Below are 23,172 nucleotides of genomic sequence, written 5' to 3' on the forward strand. Positions count from 1 at the left end.
CACAAGCGCCCTCGCGGCGCGGTCGGAACGCGCGTGGAACAGCACGCACGAAGACGGTGAAGGGCCGTCGCTCCCCCGCTCGGGAGCGACGGCCCTCAGCCGTTCCCGACCCCCTTCGCCGTTCCCGACCCCCTCAGCCGTTCCCGACCTCCTTCGCCGTTCCCGACCCCCTCAGCCGTTCCCGGCTCTTCGGTCTCCTGTGGGTGCTCCGGCGGGTACGCGACATCACCCCCGCCGGCGGCGTCGACGTCGCGTACTCGCCGGACACCGTCCACCGCCGCTTGTGAACTGGGGCGAACAGCCCTCGCGTCACCGAGCACAGGACGGCACCGCCATGACCGGAACCACGGCCACCACCCCCGCCGAGCGCACCGCACCGTCTCCCGGCACTCCTTCCCGCACCCCTTTACGCGGTCGGCTCGCCGTCGTCTCCGTCATGCTGGGCATCTTCTCGATCGTCACCACCGAGATCCTGCCCATCGGCCTGCTCACCTCGATCGGGTCCGACTTCGCCGTCTCGGACGGCACGGCGGGTCTGATGATGACCATGCCCGGACTCCTCGCGGCCGTCTCCGCCCCCCTGGTCACGGTGGCCACGGCGCGGGTCGACCGGCGCGTGATGCTCTGCGCCTTCATGCTCCTGCTGGCCCTGGCCGACTTCCTCGTCGCCGCCGCGACCGACTACCGACTCGTCCTGGTCTCCCGGGTGATGGTCGGGATCACCATCGGCGGCTTCTGGTCCATCGGCGCCGGACTGGCGGGCCGGCTGGTCCGCCCGGCGTCGGTCGGCCGGGCGACGGCGGTGATCTTCTCGGCCGTCCCGCTGGGCTCCGTGCTCGGCGTCCCCGCCGGTACGTTCATCGGCGACCTGGCCGGCTGGCGGACGGCGTTCGTGGTCATGGGGGCGCTGAGCGTGGGCGTACTGGCCCTGATGCTCCTGGTGGTCCCGCCCCTGCCGCCCACACAGGTCACCCGCGCGCGACTGCTGGGCACGGTGCTGGCCCGGCCCGGCACCCGGTTCGCCCTCCTCCTCACCTTCCTCGTCGTCCTGGCCCACTTCGCGACGTACACCTACGTCACCCCCTTCCTGGAACAGGTCACGCACACCGGGCCGAAAGCGGTCACGGCGTTCCTGCTGATCTACGGAGCCGCCGGGATCGTCGGCAACTTCGTCGGCGGCGCGCTGGTGGCGCGCCGCCCGCGCCTCGCGGTCTCCCTCGCCGCGGGCCTGATCGCCGCCTCGACCGCCCTGCTCCCGGTCCTGGGCGGACGGGAGCCCGGAGCCGTCGCGTTGCTGGTCGTCTGGGGAGTGGCCTACGGTGCGGTGCCGGTCTGCTCGCAGACCTGGTTCGCCAGGGCCGCGCCCGAGGCGCCCGAGGCCGCGTCCGTCCTGTTCACCGCGTCCTTCCAGGCGACCCTCGCCCTCGGCGCCCTGGCGGGCGGGGCCGTGCTGGACCGCGTGTCCGTGTCCGCGGTCATGGCGCTCGGCGGCGCGACCGCGGCCCTCGCGGTGGTCGCGGCGGTCGCCGGGAACCCCGGTGTCCGGGGGCGGCGGGGGTGAACCGCACCGCCCCGGGCACGGGAGCAGGGCCCCGTACGTGGTGGGGAGAACCCCACCACGGCCCGCGGTGCTGGCACCCCGATGAATCCGGGGGACCGCTTTACTGCCCGATTCGTCTGCCGACAGCACGATGTTTCCATGCAGCGGAAGCAGGCTCATTCACCCGGTCGCGGTCGTGATCCATTCATAGATGTCATCAGGGCACTGTGCGTGCTGGCAGTGATTTCCCAGCACTGGCTCATGCCCGTACTCGCCTACGAGAACGGGCACTTGAGCACCGGAAATGCGCTCGCGAGCCCCGGCTGGTGGATCGTCACCTGGCTGACGCAGGTCATGCCGATGGTTTTCTTCGCCGGCGGCGCCGCCAATTTCTTCTCTTTCCGTCCGACGAAATCGACGCGTACCTGGCTCCGGAGCAGAATCGCGCGCCTCCTGGTGCCGGTCGTGCCCCTGGCAGCCGTGTGGCTGCTGCTGCCCCACGTGCTGATCGGCGCGGGAGTGCCGGAACAACCGGTGCTGCTGGCGGGCAGGATCGCCGGCCAACTGCTCTGGTTCCTCGCCGTCTACGTCCTCGTGGTCGCGCTCACCCCGGTGATGTACGGGTGGTACCGCCGGTACGGGTGGCGCGTGGTCGGCGTGCTCGCCGCCTGCGCCGTGGTCGTCGACGTGCTGCGCTTCGAGGCCGGCCCCGCGATCGGTTTCGTGAACGCCCTGTTCGTCTGGCTGGCAGTCCACCAGATCGGCTTCCACTACGCCGACGGCGGCCTGCGCGTACGGAGCGGATGGGCATCGGCGGGGCTGTCCGCGGCCGGTTTCGGGCTCACCGCGGCCGCCGTGTTCTTCGGGCCCTACCCGGCGTCGATGATCGGGATGCCCGGCGCCCCGGTCTCCAACATGAGCCCTCCGACCGCGCTGATGCTGTCGCTGACGGTCGGCCAGCTCGGACTCTGGCTGGCGTTCAGGCCCGTCATCACCCGGATCGCCGAACGCCCGTCGGCCACCGCCGTTCTGCGGTGGTGCGGAACCCGGTTCATGACCCTGTATCTCTGGCACATGCCCGCGCTCGTGATGACCGCGGGAATCGCGGTCGTCGGACTCGGATTCTCGACACCGGCCCCCGGCAGTCCGATGTGGTTCGCGGTGGCACCGTTGTGGGTCGGCGTCTCGGGAGTTTTCCTGGTGTGCTTCACCAGGGTGTTCGGCCGGTTCGAATTCCGCCGCGGCTCCGGTACGGCCTCGGAAATGGGCCTCGGGAAGATCGTTCTCGCCGCGGTCCTCTCCGCCGGTGGCCTTCTCGGGCTCGCCGCCCAGGGATTCGTCTCCCCCGGAAATCCGCTCGCTCCGGTGCTCTGGGTGGCACTGGTGCTGACGGGGCTGCTCGTCGTACGGGAGCGGACCGCGCCGAAGACCGCGGTCGTACGGGGCTCTCGCATCGTGCCCGTTCAACTGGACGTGCACCAGGAGGGCACCCGGGGCGAGAGCGCTACGAGCGAGAGCGCTACGAGCGAGGACGCCCGGGCCGAGGACGTCGGGACCGAGGACGCCCGGACCCAAGACGTCGGGACCGAGGACGCCCGGGTTCTCGCCCGGCACGGCAGCGGCTGAGCATCCCGTACCCCCGGTGCGGGGGCCTGGCGACGGGGAACCGCCGCCGGGCCCCTGCACTTCCGCGTCTCACGCCCCGTCGGCCGCGAGCTGCTGCCGGACCAGACCGACCAGGCCGTCGATGAGGGGACCGGGCTCGACGGACGGGTCGAGCGAGCGCTGGAGCAGGTAGCCGTCGATCGCCGCCGTGAGGGTGACCGCGACGGTGAGCGGGTGCGCGACACCCCGGGCCCCGAACCAGTCGCACAGCCGCTGCCGCAACTCGGCCAGCAGGGCGGCGATCTCGGCGCGCAGCTCGTCGTCCCGGCTCGCGGCGACGAGGGACTCGTACAGCAGCAGCAGTTCCGGATCGCGCGGATCGTTGGCGGACAGCGCCCGGAGCATGGTCTCCACGGCCTCGGCCGGATCCGCCAGCGACAGGGCCCCGTCGATCCGGTCGAGGAAGAACGTCCGGATCCTCCGCACCGCGGCGATGCGCCGGAGTTCGCCGATGCTCCCCACGTGGTAGTGGATCACCCCGGTGTTCACGCCCGCGCGCTCCGCCACCCGCCGGCTGCTCACGTCGCCCCAGCCCAGCTCGGGGATGAGGGAGGCGGCGGCTTCGATGATCTTCTCGCGCGTTTCCGTCCCGCGCGAGGGGTTCGTGGACCCGTTGCTCACAGCCGTACCCCCTGGATCGCGATCACGGCGAGCACCCCGGCCGAGGCCAGCGCGATCGCTTCGAGAACGAGCAGCTGCACCGGCAGGGGGTCGGGCACGACGGGGAAGACCGCGCCGAGGTCGGCCGCGAAGACCGCGATGTAGCCGAGGCTCAGCACCAGTGCCGCCACGAAGGCCCAGTGCTGCCCGGCCATGGCGAACCCGGCCACCACGAAGCTGGCGAGCCCGAGGGAGGTCAGGTACACGTTGAAGCTGTTGTACTGCCACCGGGGAAGCGGGGAGAAGTCCCTCGTGTCGATCAGCTTCCCCGGGACCATGGGAATCAGCAGCAGCGCCTCCCAGACCAGGAGTGCCGCGGTCACGGTCGCCAATGTGGATTGATTCATCACGCTCTCCGTTACGTGTGCGTGTGGAGTCGTCCGTCTTTTTGGACGATAGTCCTGGACGGTCGTCCAAATCAAGCGGAGGAGGAATCACGCCGCCCTCGGGTGCGGGGTGGCGGACCGCCGGAGCGGGGCCGCCGAACGGGCACGGATGCCCTCCGCCCCGTAACGGCGGGCCCGACCGGACCGGCTGTCCGCCCACTGACGTACGTATCGCCCGGCACCCACCCACCGGAGCCCCGCACCCCCTTGCCCCCAACCGCACGGAAATCCGTATGAGCTAGGCTCGCCGGGGTGCAGTGAGGGGCCTCGAACAGGGTCCGGGTCACCCGTGCCGCCGGATCGGAACCACCACCGGCCCCGTCCCGCCCTGAGCAGCAGCCCCGGAGAACCGGAAGAAACTGTTCAGGTATCGGCCCCGTGGGCCGGGATGTGAGGCCGCCCGTGCGGGACTACTTGCTCATGCTGCTCATCACGGCCGCGGTGACCCTTCTCCTGACCGGCCCCGTCCGGAAGTTCGCCATCTCGATCGGGGCGATGCCGGAGATCCGGGCCCGCGACGTCCACCGCGAACCCACCCCGCGCCTGGGTGGCGTGGCCATGTTCGGCGGGCTGCTCGCCGGATACCTCGTGGCCTCGCACCTGCCCCACCTCGAAGAGATCTTCGCCCAGAGCTCTACGCCACGGGCCCTGCTGTCCGGGGCGGCCCTGATCTGGCTCCTGGGGGTGCTCGACGACAAATGGGGCGTCGACTCGCTGATCAAGCTCGGCGGCCAGGTGATCGCCGCCGGGGTGATGGCGTTCCAGGGCCTGACCATCCTCTGGCTCCCCGTGCCGGGCACCGACGGGATCTACCTCTCCGACGGCCAGGGCACCCTGCTGACCGTGGCGCTGATCGTGGTCACCATCAACGCGGTCAACTTCGTCGACGGACTGGACGGACTGGCCGCCGGGACGGTGGGCATCGCGGCGACGGCGTTCTTCCTGTACGGCTACCGGCTCTGGTACGGCTACGGAATCGAGGCCGCGGCGTCCACCACGCTGTTCTCCGCGATCCTGGCCGGCATGTGCCTCGGCTTCCTGGTCCACAACTCGCACCCGGCCCGGATCTTCATGGGCGACTCCGGCTCGATGCTGCTGGGGCTGCTCATCGCCGGATGCGCGGTCTCCGTCACCGGCGAGGTGGACCCCAGCCTCCTCAAGCAGTCGGTCGACGGCACGTCCGGCTCGGCCGCGATGGTGCCGGTCTACATCCCGCTGCTGCTGCCGCTGTCCGTCATCGCGCTGCCGGTCGCGGACCTGGTGCTCGCCGTCGTCCGGCGCACCTGGAACGGGATGTCCCCCTTCGCCGCCGACAAGGGCCACCTCCACCACCGCCTGCTCCAGCTCGGCCACTCGCACCGCCGGGCCGTGCTGCTCATGTACTTCTGGTCGGCGCTGTTCTCGTTCGGGATCGTGGCCTTCTCGGCACGCGGCGCCAAGTCCTGGATCCTGTACGGCGTCGCGGCCGTCTGCGGAGTGGGCCTGCTCCTGCTGCTCCAGCCCCGCTACGGATCCGGCCTCGCCCTCCGCCGGAAGCGGCCCGAACCCCCGACGACGAAAACCCCCGAAACCCCCGACCGACGCATCCCCGCGAGCGCGGGCCACCGAAACGGCTGAGGGTCCGGCCCGCCCGGACGGCTCCCTCTCTCAGCCTCTGCTCGGCGAGCCCGTGGGAATCGGTTCGTTCGACGACCAGAAGGAATCGTTCACGTTGGGCCGCGGAACGGGGTAGTCGTAGTCGGGCCCGTTCGGAGAGGCGGAGGGCGCTGCCACTTCCGACTTCTCGACGCAGGGGGAGTCGGCGGAAAAGGTGAACTGCCCCTCCCCTCCCACGCTCACGGAGATCCCGAAGCCGTCATCCGTCGCCGCGAAGATCGCAGGAAATTCGCGGCTCCTGTTGACGGACTTGATTGCGTATCCACGCTTCTCCCACGAGCGCTGCACCATGCCGAGCAGGTTTCCGCGCCGTTCCTCGGAGACGACCGTCATCACCACCCGGCGTCTGGTCACATCGCACTTTCCCGTCGTGGTCGCACCATGTGTCCAGCGCAGGCCAGGCGTGATCGCGCTCATCGTCGCGTCCAGCATGCCGTCCTGGCGCTGCGCGGCTTCCTGCATGGTCATCCCCATGGCCTTCTCGTGCCCCCCTGTCGTGTCCCCGGAAGTGTCCCCATCCGCACTGCACGCCGAAGCCGCCAGACAGGCGGCAGCAGCTACCAGAGCGGCCCTGCGAATCCTCGTCACCGCGGCTGCTCCCTGCTGATTTCGCTCGAATTACCGGACACGATCAACGAAATATTTCTCTCCGACTCGGACGGCCGCCTGACGCCCGCTCCGTCATCGACGTCGAAGTAGTCGGAGTGGGCAGGAGTCGCGCCCTCGCCGCCGACGAATGGCACTGGACCGTCATCCACCGCAAAACGTGTCGCACCGAAGTTGCGGTGGGACGGATCGGTCCCGAACCACACCTGGCTACCGGAAGGGTCCGCAAGCGCGGCAGGAATGACCCCGCTCACGAGCCCTGCGGCCTGCGTCTTCGATGGAAGCTTGGTCACCAGGTCGTTGTCGGCCGCACCGACAAAAACATGGCTCTTGTCCACGTTCAGTTCCTGAGCATGACTGGCACCCGTGCCGGGGCTGCCCACCAGGACGATGTCGTCGGCGCCGGGAATCCCACCGTCCCGTTGTGCAGCCTGGCCGACAGTGAAGGATCCGTACGAATGACCAATTGCTGTGATGTGCGGGTCGGCATGGTCGTTCGTTGCGGAGATTCCTGCCATGAACTCGTTGTAGGACGTGGCTCCGGCGCTCGCCTTCTCCGTACCCATGACATCAAGGTTTCGAATGTTTTGCGGCAAGTTGCTGTCGAAGCCGATCTGCGGGGCGTCGTAGCCGAGCCAGGCGATCGAAGCACTCGATGTGTCGAACGACTGCGCGTCGATGGCGATGTCACTGGCCCGCTTGAGATCGCCCCCTGCAAAATCTGCATCGAGTGACGTACCCAGACCGGGAACGTAAGCAGAGACATTCCTCGCCGTGTCGGGGTTCCCGTAGGCGACGACGGCCCTGCCGTTCCCTTCTGCACCGATCCCCAGCAGGTACATGGGAGGAGCTTTCGGATCCTGGTGCAGCAGCTTGCGCTGGATCTCTTTCAGTCCCTCCGCCATGTTCTGGGACTTCGTGTCCTGCCGGCCCTCCAGTTGGGCGATGAGCAACTGAATGTTCTCGCGGTTCGCCTGGTCCCGTGCCAGTGCGGGGATACCGTCCAGGTTCCCGATCACACCGGGAAACGCGGCGATGTACTCCTCGCGCTTCTCTTCGGTGAGGTGGTCCCACCACTTCTTGCGGTCCGCAGGCGACTCGTCGAAGGGAATCTTCTTCCCCAGATACTCCCTCGCGGCCCCGCTCACCGCATCGGCGTCCGATGCCGTGTCCGCCCATGTCCGGCTGTCGACCGCGAGGCCCGGGGCGGCCCTGAGTCTGTTGAGTGCGGAGCTGTAACGCTCGTCGATCTCGTGCGCCTCACGCAGGGCGTGGGCGATGCGGTCGGCGATGTCCTGGGCCTTGGTGTGGTGCGGGTTGGGGTTCTTCAGGGCGGGGGTGCCCGGGCCCTTGGCCGGGTCGTACATCCCGTTGGCGTCGTAGTACAGGCCCGGGTTTCCGGCGCCGATGAGGCCGTTGTCGCCCATCACCGAGCCGCCGGGCAGCGTGTCGCCGGTCAGTTCGTTCCTGCCGCCGGCCGGGTAGTCGACGCCGCCGTTGTCGTCGACGGCGTACCCGAGGGAAGCGGCGTCGGCGAGGGCGGTGCGCAACTTGCGTTGCGGGGCGGCCAGTTCGTCGGCGAATCCGGCGAGGGTGCCTCGGATCAGGCCGGTCTCGGTGTGGATGTAGCGGTAGTTCTCGCTCAGTCGCCTCAGCCGTCGCACGGCCGACCGGGCGGACTCGCTGTCCTGGGTCCTGGTGAGCCTGCCGCTCATGTCGCCGTCGACGCGTTCGCGGGCGGCGTCGGCGAACGCGGAGGCGGCGCGCCAGCCGTCGGCCGCCTCGGTCAGTTCCGCCGGCTTGAGGTCGCGAAGGCGCTGCCAGGTCAGTCCGGGTGCCGCGCCCACGGTCTACTCACCCCGCCGGGTGCCGGGCACCGCGACCGACCTGGCGCTGTTCCCCACCTCGGCGTCCGCTTCGCCCAGAATCACGGCCGCCTGCCGCAACTTCGGCTCCAGGGAACCGCATTCGTCGCGGACCCTGCCGAGGCGTTCGTCCCACGAGGTGAGTACGGACCTGAGCGCTCCGAGGCCGGCCAGCCCGGTCAGCCCGTCGGCGGTGCCGTCGTGGGCCCTGCGCAGGTCGGTCCTCGCGGTGGCCGTACCGGTTTGGAGGTCGCCCGCGGTGCCGGCCGCCCGCGTCCACGGGCCGCCCTTGTGCCTGAGTGTTCCGGCGCCGCCCCCACCGGACGGAGCGACCGGACCGCTCTCCCCCGGCAGGCCGTCGAGCCGTAATCGCGTGGTGTGCTGCCCGGCGGCCTGCTCCTTGAGCCGTTCCCACTCGTCCCACGCCATGCGCGCGTCCTCCCGTGCCCGAGCACTCCGCCCGTAACGGCCGTGCTCGCCGTGACTGTCGTCACAGACGTTACGGACGGTGGCACGGAGGCTCGGCGTCGCGTCCGCACGCTCACTCGTACGAGGTATGAGCCCATCCGTACCTGCCCGCCGGGGCCGGGAACGTGCGCGGCCGGTCAGGCCTTCGGGGCCACCTTGGAGAGGCCGTTGATGATGCGGTCCATCGCGTCGCCGCCCGTCGGGTCGGTGAGGTTGGCGAGCATCTTCAGCGTGAACTTCATCAGCAGCGGGTGGGTCAGGCCGCGCTGGGTGGCGATCTTCATGACCTTCGGGTTGCCGATCAGCTTCACGAAGGCGCGGCCCATCGTGTAGTAGCCGCCGTAGGTCTCCTTGAGCACCTTCGGGTAGTTGTTCAGCGCCAGTTCGCGCTGCGCTGGGGTGGTACGGGCGTGGGCCTGGACGATGACGTCGGCGGCGATCTGGCCCGACTCCATGGCGTACGCGATGCCTTCGCCGTTGAACGGGTTGACCATGCCGCCCGCGTCGCCGACGAGCAGCAGGCCCTTGGTGTAGTGCGGCTGGCGGTTGAAGGCCATCGGGAGGGCGGCGCCGCGGATCGGCCCCGTCATGTTCTCCGGGGTGTAGCCCCAGTCCTCCGGCATCGAGGCGCACCACGCCTTGAGGACCTCGCGCCAGTCCAGTTCCTTGAAGGCGGAGGAGGAGTTGAGGATGCCGAGGCCGACGTTGGACGTGCCGTCGCCCATGCCGAAGATCCAGCCGTAGCCGGGCAGCAGCCGGTCCTGGGGGCCGCGGCGGTCCCACAGCTCCAGCCAGGACTCCAGGTAGTCGTCGTCGTGGCGGGGCGAGGTGAAGTACGTGCGCACGGCGACGCCCATCGGGCGGTCCTCGCGGCGGTGCAGGCCCATGGCGAGCGACAGCCGGGTGGAGTTGCCGTCGGCGGCGACGACCAGCGGGGCGTGGAAGGTGACCGGGGTCTTCTCCTCGCCGAGCTTGGCGGTGACGCCGGTGATGCGGCCGGTGCGGTCGTCGACGACCGGGGCGCCGACGTTGCAGCGCTCGTACAGCCTCGCGCCGGCCTTCTGCGCCTGGCGGGCCAGCTGCTCGTCGAAGTCGTCACGCTTGCGGACCAGTCCGTAGTTCGGGTACGCGGCGAGGTCCGGCCAGTCCAGCTGGAGGCGGACGCCGCCGCCGATGATCCGCAGGCCCTTGTTGCGCAGCCAGCCGGCCTCTTCGGAGATGTCGATGCCCATGGCGACGAGCTGCTTGGTGGCACGCGGGGTGAGACCGTCGCCGCAGACCTTCTCACGAGGGAAGGCCGTCTTCTCCAGGAGCAGGACGTCCAGTCCGGCCTTGGCGAGGTAGTACGCGGTCGTGGATCCGGCCGGGCCTGCCCCGACGACGATCACATCCGCGCTGTGCTCGGAGAGGAGCTGCTCGGTCACGGTCGGATCTCCCGAAGACTCGAAATCGCGTGCCGCGCGGCACCTGTCCCATGCAGTCTATGGGGGTCTGCTGATCAACTTCCGAAGGGCTCCCAGATGTCGACCGAGCATTCCGGCGTTCCCTCTGCTCCCTCCCTGCGGCTGCGCGTCCCGACCGACGAGGACGCGCTCTCCTGGCACCGCGCCTTCGACGACCCCGAGGTGATGGAGTTCTTCGGCGGGGTGTCGGAGGAGCTCTCCCTGTACGAGGAGTGGACCGCCCGTCAGCGCAAGCTCGACGCGGAACGCGGCTACTGCCTCTGGACGGTGCTCGACGAGGACGGCGAGGTGGTCGGCTTCACCGGCGCCCAGCCCTGGCCGCGGACCGAGTACGGCCCGGTGGGCGAGATCGAGATCGGCTGGCGGCTGGCCCGGACGGCCTGGGGCCGCGGATACGCCACCACCGCCGCGCGCATCACGCTGGAGCGGCTGCGCGCGGCCGGGGTGGAGCGGGTGGTCGCGCTGATCGACGCGGGCAACGAACGGTCGATCGCCGTGGCCCGGCGGCTGGGCATGGAACGGGCGGAGAGCTTCACCGACCCGGGGACGGGACGGCGGGTGGACTGTTTCCGGCCGACGTCGTGACCGGGTCGTCGGCAGTGTCGTGAAGGGGCCGCCGCCGGTGCCGACCCGGCGGCGGCCGTGACCGTGGCCCCGGCGGCGGCCGTGACCGTGGCCCCGGCGGCGGCCGTGCCGGTGGCCTCGGCGGCGGCCCTCAGCCGTCCATGAGGAACAGCACGCCCGCGGTGACGCCGCCGCCGACGAGCAGCGCCGCGAGGAGCGTGCCGGTCCAGACGAGCACGGTGCGCCTGCGGGAACCGGCCGCCGGGGCGGGCCGGGACGCGGTCGACGTCCCGGGCGCGGCGGACAGTTGCGCGGTCTGCGCGTCGTACGGGCCGGGGGCCTGGGCCTGGGCCGAGTACTCGGGAGCCTGGCCCGCCGGGGCCCGGGGCGGTGCGGGGTGTGCCGGGGTTCCCGGGGCCGTGCCCGGTTGCGCCGGTACGACCGGGGCCGCGCCCGGGTACGCCGGAGTCGCGCCCGGGGGCATCGGGGTGGGCGGGGCTGGCGGTGTGCCCCGGCCCGTCATGCGCAGCAGGTACGGCGCCACGAACACCGCACCGCCCACCCACAGCAGTCCGAACAGCAGCGCGTCCGGCACGCTCGGCGCGAACTCCGCCGTGCCCTGCCTGACCATCTCCGAGAAGCCGCCCGACAGTTCCGTGGACACCCCGGCGATCCCGCACAGCACCAGGAACATCGCGAGGAACAGGGCGCCCGCGGCGGCCTGTTCGCGCCGGTCCGCCGAGCGCCGCGCGGCCGTGATGCCCACCGCGAGCGCGCACACCACACCGGTCGCCACCGCGCAGATCACCGCCCAGCCGCCGACCTCGTCGCCCAGTTCGGAGAGCCCGAAGCCGCCGTGCTCCACCCCCGAGCCGAAGTAGCCGAGTTGGCCCCGCACGTCGTACTCGACCGGGGCGCCCCAGCTCACGCCGAGCACCGCGAGCCCGATGTTCGGCAGCAGCGGCAGCGCGATCAGCATCGCCTCGCCGTCCACGTCGTCGATGTTGGCGTAGGAGACGAACCCGATCAGGGAGCAGAGCAGGAGCACCGCGCCGAGCGCCCGTATCGCCGTCCCGGCCACCCGGAGCGCGGCGTGCGCGGCGGGCCGTTGCGTCCGCCACCGGCCCGACTCGTCGCGGTACAGCGCCCCTGCGGTGACGAGCAGCGACAGCACCAGCGCCCCGAGCGTGGCGAGCAGCGGCGCGGACGAGACCGAGACCCCTGCGATCTCGGGCTGGGAGAACAGCCCGAGCACCAGCACGACGGCCGAGGCGACGAGGCTGATCCGGACCGCGGACTCCATGCCGTCGCCCCGCTTGCGGGCCGCCCCGGCGGCCAGGAACAGCGCCCCCAGCCACAGCACGGTGACGGTCAGCGGGATGACGGAGAGCACGGCGCCCTGCGTCATGTCCCCGTCCATGCCGTAGCCGTCGGAGTCGTAACCGCCTCCGTAGTCGTTTCCGTAGTCGTCCCCGTAGCCCTCCCCGTAACGGCCGGCCGGGCCCACGGCCCGCAGTTCGAAGTTGCCGCCGAATGCCTGGAGCAGCATCGCCAGCGCGATCCGCAGCCGGTCGGTCCATCCGACGACGACCGTGTCGTCCTGCCCGTACGTGGGAATGGCGAGCGCCACCGCGAGGGCGATCAGCAGTCCGCTGGGCCAGGCCGCCGCCTTCGCCGCACCGGCCCAGCCGCCGCGGAGGACACGGCCGAAGAACTCCCCGACGGGCGACGGCCCGGCAGGGGCCGCCGGCGGCGGGGCCATCGGCGGGGCCGCCGGCATCGGCGCGTACCCGGGCGCGGGAACGCCGGACGCGGGGGCCCCGGGCGCGGGGCCGGCGGGTGCGGGGCCGGCGGGCGGTGGTTGGAGCGGCGGTGGCTGGAGCGGCGGTGGCTGGAGCGGCGGGGCCGGGGACACCGGAGGTCGGGACGGGGGCTGCGGGGGCGCCGCGTCCGGCGCCGTCGTCGGCGCGGCGGCCTCCGCCGGGGGTGTGTCCGGACGCTCGCGCCCGCACTTCATGCAGAAGCGGGCCTCGTCCGGGGCCGGAGTTCCGCAGAAGGGGCAGTACGACGACATGAGGGCTCCGACGGCAGATACGGAAACGGGAACAGGGCGTGGGAAGACGTGACCTGTCAGGGACACATCTTCACCGACGCCCGGTTCCCGTCGGCGAAAGTCATCGGAGCGTTACGTGGCGGGCCCGCGCCCACCGCCGTTCACCCGCGCCCACCGCGGTTCAGGGGCGCACGCCCCGGTGCAGCGCCACCACGCCGCCGGTGAGGTTGCGCCAGGCGACCTTCGACCAGCCGGCCCGCTGGAGCGCGGCCGCGAGGCCGGGCTGGTCGGGCCAGTCGCGGATGGACTCGGCGAGGTAGACGTACGCCTCGGGGTTGGACGAGACGGCACGCGCGACCGGCGGCAGCGCCCGCATCAGGTACTCGGTGTAGACCGTGCGGAACGGCTCCCAGGTCGGCTGGGAGAACTCGCAGATCACCACCCGTCCGCCGGGCCTCGTCACCCGGTACAGCTCGCGCAGCGCGGCGTCCGTGTCCTGGACGTTGCGCAGCCCGAAGGAGATCGTCACCGCGTCGAAGGTCTCGTCGCGGAACGGCAGCCGGGTGGCGTCGCCCGCGGTGAAGGGCAGCCAGGAGTGGCGCTTCTTGCCCTCCTCCAGCATGCCGAGGGAGAAGTCGCACGGCACGACGTACGCGCCCGTCGCGGCGAAGGGCAGCGACGACGTCGCCGTGCCCGCCGCCAGGTCGAGGATCTTCTCCGCGGGCCGGGCGTGCACCGCCTTCGCGACCTCCTTCCGCCACAGTCTGGCCTGGCCGAGGGACAGCACGTCGTTGGTGAGGTCGTAGTTCGCCGCCACCTTGTCGAACATCGTGGCGACTTCGTACGGCTGCTTGTCCAGGGAGGCTCGGGTCACCCGTCCATTCAAGCAGCCCGGCCCGCGGCGCCACGCGTCGGCCGGGAGTCACCGGCGAGTGGACTGAACCAACCGGGTCCGTCGGCGGTCAGTACAGAAGGGGGCACCGGGCCGCCCGGGGCCGGGGAGGCACGGATGTCGGTACGGAACACGCGTCGGCGGGGGCGGCCGGAGCGGGGCCGCGGCCGGCTGTGGGTCGCGGTCCTCGTACCGGCGGCGCTGGTCGGTGCCGTCGTCGTGGCGGGGCCGCCCCGGCTCGCCGGGGACGGGGAGAAGCCGGACGTGCCCGCCGCGTCCGGGACGTCGTCGGCCGGCACCGGCGCGTTCGCCGTCGCCCGCGCCGAGCCCGGGGACGGCGGGAAGCGGGGCGGCAAGCCGTACCGGGTCGAGGTGGAGAAGGGGACGGGCGTCGACCCGGACCGGGCCGCCGCCGAGATCGCCCGCGTCCTGGCCTCGCCGCGCGGCTGGTCGCACCGCGGCGAACACGTCTTCCGCCGGGTCTCCGAGGGACCGGCCGGCCTGGTGATCCGGATCGCCACGCCCGCGACCACCGACACCGTCTGCGGCCGGAGCGGCCTCGACACGCACGGCGAGGTCAACTGCCGGGTCGGCGCCGACGTCATGGTCAACCTCAAGCGCTGGCAGCAGGGGTCGCCCGAGTTCCGCGGCCCGCTCGCCGAGTACCGGGCCCTGATCATCAACCACGAGGTGGGCCACTGGCTGGGCCGGGGCCACGAGACCTGTCCGGGCAGGGGCCGCCCCGCCCCCGCGATGATGCAGCAGATATACGGGCTGAAGGGCTGCGTCTCCAACGCCTGGCCGTACGACGCCGAGGGGCGCTACCTGGGCGGCCCCGCGGTGCCGTGAGGAGCGTCCTCACAAACCGCCCGCCGGGCTCTCAGCGCCGCCGGAAGACCAGCCGTCCGTCGAGCACCGTCGCGGTGCAGCACCCGGCGCCCTCGGCGAGCAGCGCCGCCAGGTCCGGTACGTCGAACACCGCCAGGTCCGCCGGGCCGCCGATGTCGAGGGTCGTCGCGAACGCCCCGGCCGGTCCCGGACCGGCGGCCAGCGGGTCCAGGGAGGCCGGTCCCGCCGCCGGTCCGGCGGGGGCGTGGACCCGCAGGCCCGAGCGGGCGACGGCCGTGCGCACGGCGGGCCGGGCGAAGGGGCCCCGGACGGCGGTCGTGCCGTGCCGCAGCATCCGTTGCAGTCCGCGCCGGGCGCTGGCGCCCCAGCGGGCGTCGTCCATGCCGAGCGCGGCGAGCGCGTCGCCGGTGAGCGGCCGGTCGCCGAGCTCGTCCGCCTCGCGCGGGTCCGGGTGGTAGGCGGCCTCCAGCAGTTGTGGGGCGCCCGTGTTCAGCAGCCCCGGGGCGATCAGGCCGGACCACCGCCGGGTCCGGGCCGACGGCAGGGCGGCGGCCAGTTCCGCGCGCGGTCCGACGGCGACGACCACGGCACCGTCCACGGCCACGGCGTCGGCCCCGTCCGGTCCCCCGTGCACCGCGTCGGCGACGTGGATCGTCAGCAAGGCGGCCTCAGTTGGTGCTCAGGAGCTTCAGTTCGGGGTGTGCCGTGCCGCCCTCGATCGCCGTGGACGAGATGTGCGAGACCACGCGGTCGTCGACCGGGTCGTTCGCCGGGTCGTCGTGGACGACGAGGTGCTCGTACGTGGTGGCGCGCTGCGCCGGTACCCGGCCCGCCTTGCGGATCAGGTCGATGATCTCCATCCGGTTGGAGCGGTGCTTGGCACCGGCCGAGGAGACCACGTTCTCCTCCAGCATGATCGAGCCGAGGTCGTCGGCGCCGTAGTGCAGGGTCAGCTGGCCGACCTCCTTGCCGGTGGTCAGCCAGGAGCCCTGGATGTGCGCGACGTTGTCGAGGAAGAGCCGGGCGATGGCGATCATCCGCAGGTACTCGAAGAGCGTCGCCTGCGTCCGGCCCTTCAGGTGGTTGTTCTCCGGCTGGTACGTGTACGGGATGAACGCCCGGAAGCCGCCCGTCCGGTCCTGGACGTCGCGGATCATCCGCAGGTGCTCGATGCGCTCGGCGTTGGTCTCGCCGGTGCCCATGAGCATGGTGGAGGTGGACTCGACGCCGAGGCCGTGCGCGATCTCCATGATCTCCAGCCAGCGTTCGCCGGACTCCTTGAGCGGGGCGATCGCCTTGCGCGGCCTGGCCGGCAACAGCTCGGCACCGGCGCCCGCGAAGGAGTCGAGACCGGCGGCGTGGATGCGCCGGATGGCCTCCTCGACGGAGACCCCGGAGATCCGGGCCATGTGCTCGACCTCGGAGGCGCCCAGCGAGTGGATGACCAGCTGCGGGAACGCCTTCTTGATCGCGGAGAAGTGCTCCTCGTAGTACTCGACGCCGTAGTCCGGGTGGTGGCCGCCCTGGAACATGATCTGGGTGCCGCCGAGTTCGACGGTCTCCGCGCAGCGGCGCAGGATGTCGTCGAGGTCGCGGGTCCAGCCCTTGGCGGTGTCCTTCGGCGCGGCGTAGAAGGCGCAGAACTTGCAGGCCGTGACGCACACGTTCGTGTAGTTGATGTTGCGCTCGATGATGTACGTCGCGATGTGCTCCGTACCGGCGTAACGGCGTCGGCGAGCGGCGTCGGCCGCCGCGCCCAGTGCGTGCAGCGGTGCCGAGCGGTAGAGGTCGAGCGCCTCTTCCGCGGAGATCCGACCGCCTTCGGCGGCTCGGTCGAGGATGGGCTGAAGGTCGGCCTTCTCGGTCACCGGGCTGTCACCTTTCGGCGGTTTTTCAACGATCTACGGACCGGTTCAGCGTACGCCAGCCCCTGTCGGGGTCAGCCGCCGGACCGGGTCAGCGTGCCGTACGGAAGCCCCGCGCCCCGTTCCTCGGACCGGAACTCCAGGGTGCCGTCGGTGGTGCGGGTGAAGTGGACGACCGAGGTGGTGGAGGTGCACAGGCCGGGGGTGCTGGGGCGGTCCGGGTCGGTGCGTTCCTCCAGCGTCAGTTCCTTGCCCTCGACGGAGGTGAGGGCGGCGACGCTGTTGCAGCTGACGGTGATGCCGAGACGGGTCAGCTCGGTGTTCATGCGGACCACGTCCGCGCCCTTCTTCCCCGCGGTGAAGACGGCCGTGAGCGTTCCATGGGGTTCTCCGGTGGTCTTCTCGGTGACCGGACCCTGCCACGTACCGACGAACTCCTTCGGGAGCGCGGCGACCTCGCTCGATCCGCCCGTACCCGATTCGGTGGGCTTCGAAGGGCTGGACTGGGAGGCGCCCGGCTCGGGGCGCTCGTTGCCGTGCCCGGCGTCGGCATGGGTGTTGCCGCCCGGCATCAGGTCGAGGAGGAACGCGCCGCCCACGGTCACGGCGGCGAGCGCGCCCGCCACGGCGAGCGCGACGGTGCAGCTCAGCCTCCGGCCGCGGTTCGCGTCCGGCCGGGCCGGGGTGGCGTCCGCGCTGACGGTGACGGAGAAACGGGGGTCGGCGGTCCGCTGACCGGGCAGCCCGGACATGTCGGAGCGCCCGTACGGCCCGGACGTCCCCGACGCCCCGACCGGCTCGGCCGCACCGGACGCCGTGGGCCACGAAGGCAGTATGCCCGGATGGGACAGCCGGGTCGGGTCGTGCGTGGGGAAGGGCTCGACCGGCGGCCCGAACCCGCCGCCCACGCTGCCGAACCCGCCCGCGCTCCCGCCCCCGTTCGCCCCGTTGCCCCCGTGGGCGCCGCTGCCGCCGTTCCCGCCGTCGGCACCGCCCGCGCCCCACGCCGCACTGCTGAACGGCACCGGCCCCGACTGCACCGGCGCGTCCTGCGGCTCCAGGTCCAGCAGCGCGACCGCCGCCCGGCTGACCTCGCGCACCAGCGGTCCGGGCAGCCAGCCGGCCGCCACCAGCGCGGCGGCCCCGTCCGGCGCCAGCCGCCGGGCCAGCTCCAGGGGCGTGGGCCGGTCCCGGGGATCCTTCATCAGGCAACCGGCGACGATCTCCCGCAGGTCCCCCTCCAGCTCACCCAGCTCGGGCTCCTCGTGCACCACCTTGTAGAGGAGCACGGCCGAGGAGTCGCCGAGGAAGGGGGCGGTCCCGGTCGCCGCGTACGCGAGCACCGCGCCGAGCGAGAAGACGTCGGCCGCGCCCGAGACGTCGACGCCCCGGATCTGCTCGGGCGCCATGTAACCGGGCGAGCCGACCGACACCCCGCTGGAGGTGAGCGAGGCGGTGGCGCCGAGGGCACGGGCGATCCCGAAGTCGATCAGGCGGGGGCCGTCGAGGGCCAGCAGCACGTTGGACGGCTTCACGTCGCGGTGGATGAGGTCCTGCGCGTGCACGGCGGCCAGCGCCTCCCCGAGCCCGGCGCCCAGCGTCCGCACCGCGTTCTCGGGCAGCGGCCCGTGCTCGGCGACCGCGGCGGAGAGCGGCGGCCCGGCCACGTAGCCGGTGGCGACCCACGGGATGGGCGCGTCCGGGTCGGCGTCCAGCACCGGCGCCGTCCACTGCGCGCCGATCCGCCGCGCCGCGTCCACCTCGCGCCGGAAGCGGGCGCGGAACTGCTCGTCGAGGGCGAAGTGGGGGTGCACGACCTTGACCGCCACGGTGCGCCCTCCGGCGCTGCGCCCCAGATAGACCCGGCCCATGCCGCCCGCACCGAGCCTGCCGAGCAATCGGTAGGCGCCGATGCTCAACGGTTCGCCGGCTTCCAGCGGCTGCATATGGACTCCCCCTGTGTACCGGCCCGACCTCCGACCGAAGCCTAGGGGGCGAAGGTCATCGGGTCACAGAGGAAACCATCCGCCTATTTCGCCCCCTAGGGAACGAACAACAACTTTCGGCACAACAAAAGGCGTGAATGAGTCGTTCACCCGAGCGATTGCGGTGTGCGATCCGACTTGCCGCATCCCACCTTCGGACAATCGGTTATTCGACGCGTATTGCCCCGAATCGATGGCCGGACGGACCGGGAACGGAGCGAAGGGAACGGAAGGGGTGCGGGAAGAGGACGGGAAGAGAGGGCGGGAGCGGATAGGCACCCCGGAAAGTACAGGATTCACCTATGTCCGGCGCATTCCCCCACCGACCCGATCCGCGCATTCACCCGGCGGCCCGATCCGCGCATCCGCTTCCCGTGCCCGCGCCCCGTGCATCCGTATCCCGTGCCCCGTATCCCGTACCCCCTGCCCCTGCCCCTGCCCCCTCGCACGGTCAGCCGCCGAGCAGCTCGACCTTCACGTCCGCCGGGAAGCCGGTCGTCGGGCCGACCCGGCGCGCGAACTCCGCCACGCCCGCCAGCTGGTCCGGGCCGAAGCGGAAGTCCAGGGTCGTGAAGTACCGCTCCAGCACCTCCGAGTCGAAGGCCTCCCAGCGCGCCGCCTGTTCCGCGACCTTGGCGACCTCCTCCAGGGAGAGGTCCCGCGAGGCCAGGAACGCCTCGTGCACCTTGCCCACCCGGTCGGGCTCGGCCGCCAGGTAGTCCTTGCGGGCCGCCCAGACCGCGAAGACGAACGGCAGCCCGGTCCATTCCTTCCACATCCGCCCGAGGTCGTGGACCTGGAGGCCGAGCCGGGGCGCGTCGTGCAGGTTGGCGCGCAGCGCGGCGTCGCCGATCAGCACGGCCGCCTCCGCCTCCTGCATCATCAGACCCAGGTCCGGCGGGCAGGTGTAGTAGTCCGGGCTCACCCCGTACCGCTCGGCGAGCAGCAGCTGCGCCAGCCGCACGGAGGTGCGCGAGGTCGAGCCGAGCGCCACCCGGGCCCGGTCCAGCTGTTCCAGCGGGACCTGCGACACGATCACGCACGACATGACGGGGCCGTCGCAGCCCACCGCGATGTCGGGGAAGGCGACCAGGTCGTCGGCGTTGCGCAGGAACTCCACCAGCGTGACGGGGCCGATGTCCAGATCGCCCCCGATCAGCTGCTCGCTGAGCCTTTCCGGGGTGTCCTTCGAGAGCTCCAGGTCGAGCAGGGTCCCGGTGCGCGCCAGCCCCCAGTACAGCGGCAGGCAGTTGAGGAACTGGATGTGGCCGACGCGCGGCCGGTTGCGGCGGCCGTCGCCCGCGACGGTTGAAACGGTTGAATTGTCCACATCGCGAGGCTAGACCCGCGGCACCGTCCGTACGGCACCGGGGGCGCGGGGCGTTCCCGATGCCACTCCCCGGAGTACTCCCGCCCCACTTCCCGGGGTACTCCCACCCCCCACTTCCCGGAGTGCCCGCGTCCGGTTCCCGGCGGCATCCGCGCCGCGTTCCGGAAGTGCCGCGAGGACCCCTTCCGTACTCCCCGAAGACCCCTCCGCGACACCCTCCGGTGCATCCACTTCGTGTGGTCATCAGCACGGCAATCAAACATCCGAGTGAAGTGATCTTTCCCTCTACCCCTCGATACACGCTGCGTGCTAGGCTCGACGCAAGTTGCAGTTTGGTTTCCCTTGCAGTACAGAGCCTGCGGAGCATGTAACCCGCAGGCTTTTGTAGTTTTCAGACTTCTATGCAGGTTCTGGAGCAGGGCAACCCTTTGGCCCAAGGAGGGCTTATGGCTACCGGAACCGTCAAGTGGTTCAACGCTGAAAAGGGCTTCGGCTTCATCGCCCAGGACGGCGGCGGCCCGGATGTCTTCGTCCACTACTCCGCGATCAACGCGTCCGGGTTCCGCTCCCTCGAGGAGAACCAGGTCGTGAACTTCGACGTCACTCAGGGCCCCAAGGGTCCGCAGGCTGAGAACGTCACCCCGGCCTAGTTGCCCGGGTCGGCCGATCGCGGCCGGCTAGTAGTACCCAAGGAGCCCCGCTCCTCCGCCTCGGCGGGGAACGGGGCTCCTGCCTTTCCCGCCTCCCGCCCGCCCCCTCCGTTTCCCTCTCCCCCGCTCTCCTCCGCGGGGTTTTGCCGCCCGCGCGGGAGTACCGGCGACGGAACGCAATTCCTTCCCGTCGACCGTTCCCCGCCCTCTCCCCCGCCCCCTTCCCCGGCCCTTCCCCGGCCCGTTCCTTTTCCGCTTCCGCGGCTTTCCGTACGACGGCGCTTGACCTTGACACCGTGTGAAGCCGTGGAGTGAAGACATCATGTTCACCATCGGAGACTTCGCCAGGTACGGGCGGGTGTCGGCCCGGATGCTGCGCCACTACGACGCCATCGGGCTGCTGCACCCCGACCGCACCGACCCCGCCACCGGTTACCGCTTCTACGGTGCCGCCCAGCTCGCCCGGCTCAACCGCATCATCGCCCTCAAGGATCTCGGCTTCACGCTCCAGCAGGTGCAGGCCATCCTCGACGAGCAGGTGGGGCCGGAGGAGCTGCGCGGAATGCTGCGGCTGCGCCGGGCGGAACTGGAGGAGGCCATGCGGGCCGCCGCGGCGCGGCTGGCGCAGGTCGAGGCGAGGCTCCGGTCGATCGAGAGCGAGGGACACATGTCCACGAACGATGTCGTCGTCAAGAAGGTCGCGGCGGTACGGGTCGCCGAGCTGACCGGCACCGCGGCGAGCTACGGGCCGGAGCACATCTCCCCCGTGATCGGCCCGCTGTACGAACGGTTGTTCCCCCTGCTGGAGGCGTCGGGCACCGTGCCGAGCGGGCCGGGGATCGCGTACTACGAGGACGCCCCGGAGGGCGGTGCGGTCGTCGTCCACGCCGGGGTCACGGTCTCCGCCCCGGTGGGTCCGGTCGGCGACACCGGGATCACGGTGGTCGAGCTGCCGGCGTTCGAGGCCGCGACGATCGTGCACCGGGGGTCGATGGACGGCGTGCTGCCGACGTCCCAGACCCTGGCCCGCTGGATCGACGCCCACGGTTACCGGTCCGCGGGGTACGCCCGCGAGATCAGCCTGGAGTGCCCCGAGGACCGGGACCAGTGGGTGACGGAGCTCCAGGAGCCGATCGCCCGGGGCTGACCCCGGACCTGATCGCACCCTTCTGCGGCCGGGGCCCCGGCCGCAGAAGGGTGCGGCGTCCCCCTACCGTCCCGCCCCGCTTCCCGCCCACAGTCCGTCGTCCGTCAGTCCCAGCAGGTCGATCGCGTTGCGGCGCACGATCCGGTCCACCACGTCGGCGTCCAGATGCCCCATCTGCGCCTCGCCGACCTCGCGCGACTTGGGCCAGGTGGAGTCCGAGTGCGGGTAGTCCGTCTCGTACAGGACGTTCCCCACCCCGATCGCGTCCAGGTTCCTCAGACCGAAGGCGTCGTCGAAGAAGCAGCCGTACACGTGCTCGGCGAACAGCTCCGACGGCGGGCGGTGGACCTTGTCGGCGACGCCGCCCCAGGCCCGGTTCTCCTCCCAGACCACGTCGGCGCGTTCCAGGACGTACGGGATCCAGCCGATCTGGCCCTCCGCGTACATGATCCGCAGGTTCGGGAAGCGTTCGAACTTGCCGCTCATCAGCCAGTCGACCATGGAGAAGCAGCAGTTGGCGAAGGTGATGGTGGAACCGACGGCGGGCGGGGCGTCGGCCGAGGTGGACGGCATCCTCGAGGACGAGCCGATGTGCATCGCGATCACCGTCCCCGTCTCGTCGCAGGCCCGCAGGAACGGATCCCACTCGTCCGTGTGAATGGACGGCAGACCGAGATGCGGGGGTATCTCGGAGAACGCCACCGCGCGCACGCCGCGCGCCGCGTTGCGCCGGACCTCCTCGGCGGCCAGGTGCGCGTCCCAGAGCGGGATCAGGGTGAGCGGGATGAGCCGGCCCCGCGCCTCGGGGCCGCACCACTCCTCCACCATCCAGTCGTTGTAGGCGCGCACCCCGAGCAGCCCCAGCTCGCGGTCGTTCGCCTCGGTGAAGGTCTGGCCGCAGAAGCGGGGGAAGGTGGGGAAGCAGAGGGCGGACTGGACGTGGTTGGCGTCCATGTCGGCGAGCCGCTCGGGCACCGAGAACGAACCCGGACGCATCTGCTCGTACGTGATGATCTCCAGCTTGATCTCGTCCCGGTCGTAGCCGACCGCGGTGTCGAGCCGGGTGAGCGGCCGGTGCAGGTCCTCGTACACCCACCAGTCGCCGATCGGTCCGTCGTCGCCCCGCTCACCCATCACGGGTGCGAACCTGCCGCCCAGGAACGTCATCTCCTTGAGCGGTGCGCGGACGATCCGCGGGCCCCGGTCGAGGTACTTGGACGGGAGCCGGTCCCGCCAGACATGAGGGGGCTCCACCGTGTGGTCGTCCACCGAGATGATCTTCGGGAAGGTCTCCATGCCCACCACGGTAGCGCTGATCTGACGAACCGTCAGCTATCCGTGCGGCCACCCTTTCCGAAATCGTTGTCGAGGGCTTGTGCAGAGCGTCACCCACCGCTGTCGTGCCCGCCCAAGACAAGGCAGACTGTTGAGCGCGATACCAGCGGTACCGAGCAATCCGGATCCACCCGACCCGGACCGGTACAGGGACGGGTAATCCGGACGGGCGGCACCGGCACGACCGGCGGCA

The 23,172-nt window shown here is 71.3% G+C and carries 20 protein-coding genes; 7 read left to right on the top strand and 13 right to left on the bottom strand.

All coding sequences use genetic code 11. The features are described from left to right. The first annotated feature begins 334 nt into the window (after positions 1 to 334). Together ABZZ04_RS02475 and ABZZ04_RS02480 are read left to right on the top strand one after the other, a co-directional pair. The gene (locus ABZZ04_RS02475; RefSeq protein WP_356930326.1) at positions 335 to 1,561 is read left to right on the top strand and encodes an MFS transporter; all 1,227 of its coding nucleotides are present in this window, start codon (positions 335 to 337) and stop codon (positions 1,559 to 1,561) included. 138 nt (positions 1,562 to 1,699) lie between these two features. Next, on the top strand, positions 1,700 to 3,166 hold the full coding sequence (locus ABZZ04_RS02480) for an acyltransferase (protein ID WP_356930327.1): 1,467 nt from the start codon (positions 1,700 to 1,702) through the stop codon (positions 3,164 to 3,166). Positions 3,167 to 3,235: 69 nt separating this feature from the next. Here ABZZ04_RS02480 and ABZZ04_RS02485 read toward each other — a convergent pair whose 3' ends face one another. Both ABZZ04_RS02485 and ABZZ04_RS02490 read right to left on the bottom strand, forming a co-directional pair. After that, a complete protein-coding gene (locus ABZZ04_RS02485) occupies positions 3,236 to 3,826 on the bottom strand; it encodes a TetR family transcriptional regulator (protein ID WP_356930328.1) in 591 nt (196 codons plus the stop codon). Beyond that, entirely contained in the window at positions 3,823 to 4,188 is a 366-nt protein-coding gene (locus ABZZ04_RS02490) for a hypothetical protein (protein ID WP_356930329.1), read from the bottom strand. Before ABZZ04_RS02490 ends, ABZZ04_RS02485 begins: the two co-directional genes overlap by 4 nt. Positions 4,189 to 4,653: 465 nt before the next feature. Between ABZZ04_RS02490 and ABZZ04_RS02495 the strand changes: the two genes are divergently transcribed. Beyond that, positions 4,654 to 5,868: an MraY family glycosyltransferase gene (locus ABZZ04_RS02495; RefSeq protein WP_356930330.1), complete on the top strand. Its 1,215-nt coding sequence runs from the start codon at positions 4,654 to 4,656 to the stop codon at positions 5,866 to 5,868. A gap of 30 nt (positions 5,869 to 5,898) precedes the next feature. Here the strand turns inward: ABZZ04_RS02495 and ABZZ04_RS02500 are convergent, their stop codons facing one another. The 4 genes from ABZZ04_RS02500 to ABZZ04_RS02515 form a co-directional block, all read right to left on the bottom strand. Then, a complete protein-coding gene (locus ABZZ04_RS02500; RefSeq protein ID WP_356930331.1) occupies positions 5,899 to 6,375 on the bottom strand; it encodes a hypothetical protein in 477 nt (158 codons plus the stop codon). Positions 6,376 to 6,491: 116 nt separating this feature from the next. After that, a complete protein-coding gene (locus ABZZ04_RS02505; protein WP_356930332.1) occupies positions 6,492 to 8,360 on the bottom strand; it encodes an alpha/beta hydrolase in 1,869 nt (622 codons plus the stop codon). Between the two features lie 3 nt (positions 8,361 to 8,363). Then, the gene (locus ABZZ04_RS02510; RefSeq protein WP_356930333.1) at positions 8,364 to 8,807 is read right to left on the bottom strand and encodes an amino acid ABC transporter permease; all 444 of its coding nucleotides are present in this window, start codon (positions 8,805 to 8,807) and stop codon (positions 8,364 to 8,366) included. Between the two features lie 176 nt (positions 8,808 to 8,983). Continuing rightward, entirely contained in the window at positions 8,984 to 10,270 is a 1,287-nt protein-coding gene (locus tag ABZZ04_RS02515; protein ID WP_356930334.1) for a geranylgeranyl reductase family protein, read from the bottom strand. Between the two features lie 96 nt (positions 10,271 to 10,366). On the opposite strand from ABZZ04_RS02515, the gene ABZZ04_RS02520 reads away from it, so the two are divergent. Continuing rightward, a complete protein-coding gene (locus ABZZ04_RS02520) occupies positions 10,367 to 10,894 on the top strand; it encodes a GNAT family N-acetyltransferase (protein ID WP_356930335.1) in 528 nt (175 codons plus the stop codon). A gap of 130 nt (positions 10,895 to 11,024) precedes the next feature. On the opposite strand, the gene ABZZ04_RS02525 is transcribed toward ABZZ04_RS02520, so the two are convergent. Together ABZZ04_RS02525 and ABZZ04_RS02530 are read right to left on the bottom strand one after the other, a co-directional pair. Then, a complete protein-coding gene (locus ABZZ04_RS02525) occupies positions 11,025 to 12,947 on the bottom strand; it encodes a zinc ribbon domain-containing protein (protein WP_356930336.1) in 1,923 nt (640 codons plus the stop codon). A gap of 160 nt (positions 12,948 to 13,107) precedes the next feature. Then, on the bottom strand, positions 13,108 to 13,800 hold the full coding sequence (locus tag ABZZ04_RS02530) for a demethylmenaquinone methyltransferase (RefSeq protein WP_356930337.1): 693 nt from the start codon (positions 13,798 to 13,800) through the stop codon (positions 13,108 to 13,110). Positions 13,801 to 13,935: 135 nt separating this feature from the next. On the opposite strand from ABZZ04_RS02530, the gene ABZZ04_RS02535 reads away from it, so the two are divergent. Continuing rightward, the gene (locus tag ABZZ04_RS02535; RefSeq protein WP_356930338.1) at positions 13,936 to 14,667 is read left to right on the top strand and encodes a DUF3152 domain-containing protein; all 732 of its coding nucleotides are present in this window, start codon (positions 13,936 to 13,938) and stop codon (positions 14,665 to 14,667) included. A 31-nt stretch (positions 14,668 to 14,698) separates the two neighbouring features. Here the strand turns inward: ABZZ04_RS02535 and ABZZ04_RS02540 are convergent, their stop codons facing one another. The 4 genes from ABZZ04_RS02540 to ABZZ04_RS02555 form a co-directional block, all read right to left on the bottom strand. Beyond that, the gene (locus ABZZ04_RS02540) at positions 14,699 to 15,328 is read right to left on the bottom strand and encodes a hypothetical protein (protein WP_356930339.1); all 630 of its coding nucleotides are present in this window, start codon (positions 15,326 to 15,328) and stop codon (positions 14,699 to 14,701) included. A 7-nt stretch (positions 15,329 to 15,335) separates the two neighbouring features. Then, entirely contained in the window at positions 15,336 to 16,535 is a 1,200-nt protein-coding gene (gene mqnC / locus ABZZ04_RS02545) for a cyclic dehypoxanthinyl futalosine synthase (RefSeq protein WP_356930340.1), read from the bottom strand. Between the two features lie 71 nt (positions 16,536 to 16,606). Continuing rightward, complete coding sequence (locus ABZZ04_RS02550; RefSeq protein ID WP_356930341.1) at positions 16,607 to 18,478, bottom strand: serine/threonine-protein kinase; 1,872 nt, start codon at positions 18,476 to 18,478, stop codon at positions 16,607 to 16,609. 490 nt (positions 18,479 to 18,968) lie between these two features. Beyond that, positions 18,969 to 19,847, bottom strand: a complete 879-nt coding sequence (locus ABZZ04_RS02555; RefSeq protein ID WP_356930342.1) for a menaquinone biosynthesis protein — start codon at positions 19,845 to 19,847, stop codon at positions 18,969 to 18,971. A gap of 446 nt (positions 19,848 to 20,293) precedes the next feature. Here ABZZ04_RS02555 and ABZZ04_RS02560 point away from each other — a divergent pair, with 446 nt between their 5' ends. Continuing rightward, positions 20,294 to 20,497: a cold-shock protein gene (locus tag ABZZ04_RS02560; protein WP_003967102.1), complete on the top strand. Its 204-nt coding sequence runs from the start codon at positions 20,294 to 20,296 to the stop codon at positions 20,495 to 20,497. Positions 20,498 to 20,819: 322 nt separating this feature from the next. Beyond that, positions 20,820 to 21,644 (top strand): MerR family transcriptional regulator, encoded by an 825-nt coding sequence (locus ABZZ04_RS02565; protein WP_356930343.1) that lies wholly within the window; start codon positions 20,820 to 20,822, stop codon positions 21,642 to 21,644. Positions 21,645 to 21,707: 63 nt separating this feature from the next. Here ABZZ04_RS02565 and ABZZ04_RS02570 read toward each other — a convergent pair whose 3' ends face one another. Continuing rightward, a complete protein-coding gene (locus tag ABZZ04_RS02570; protein ID WP_356930344.1) occupies positions 21,708 to 22,940 on the bottom strand; it encodes an amidohydrolase family protein in 1,233 nt (410 codons plus the stop codon). Between the last annotated feature and the right edge of the window lie 232 nt (positions 22,941 to 23,172).

Source organism: Streptomyces sp. NPDC006435, from assembly GCF_040612315.1.
In the GTDB taxonomy this organism is placed as follows: domain Bacteria; phylum Actinomycetota; class Actinomycetes; order Streptomycetales; family Streptomycetaceae; genus Streptomyces.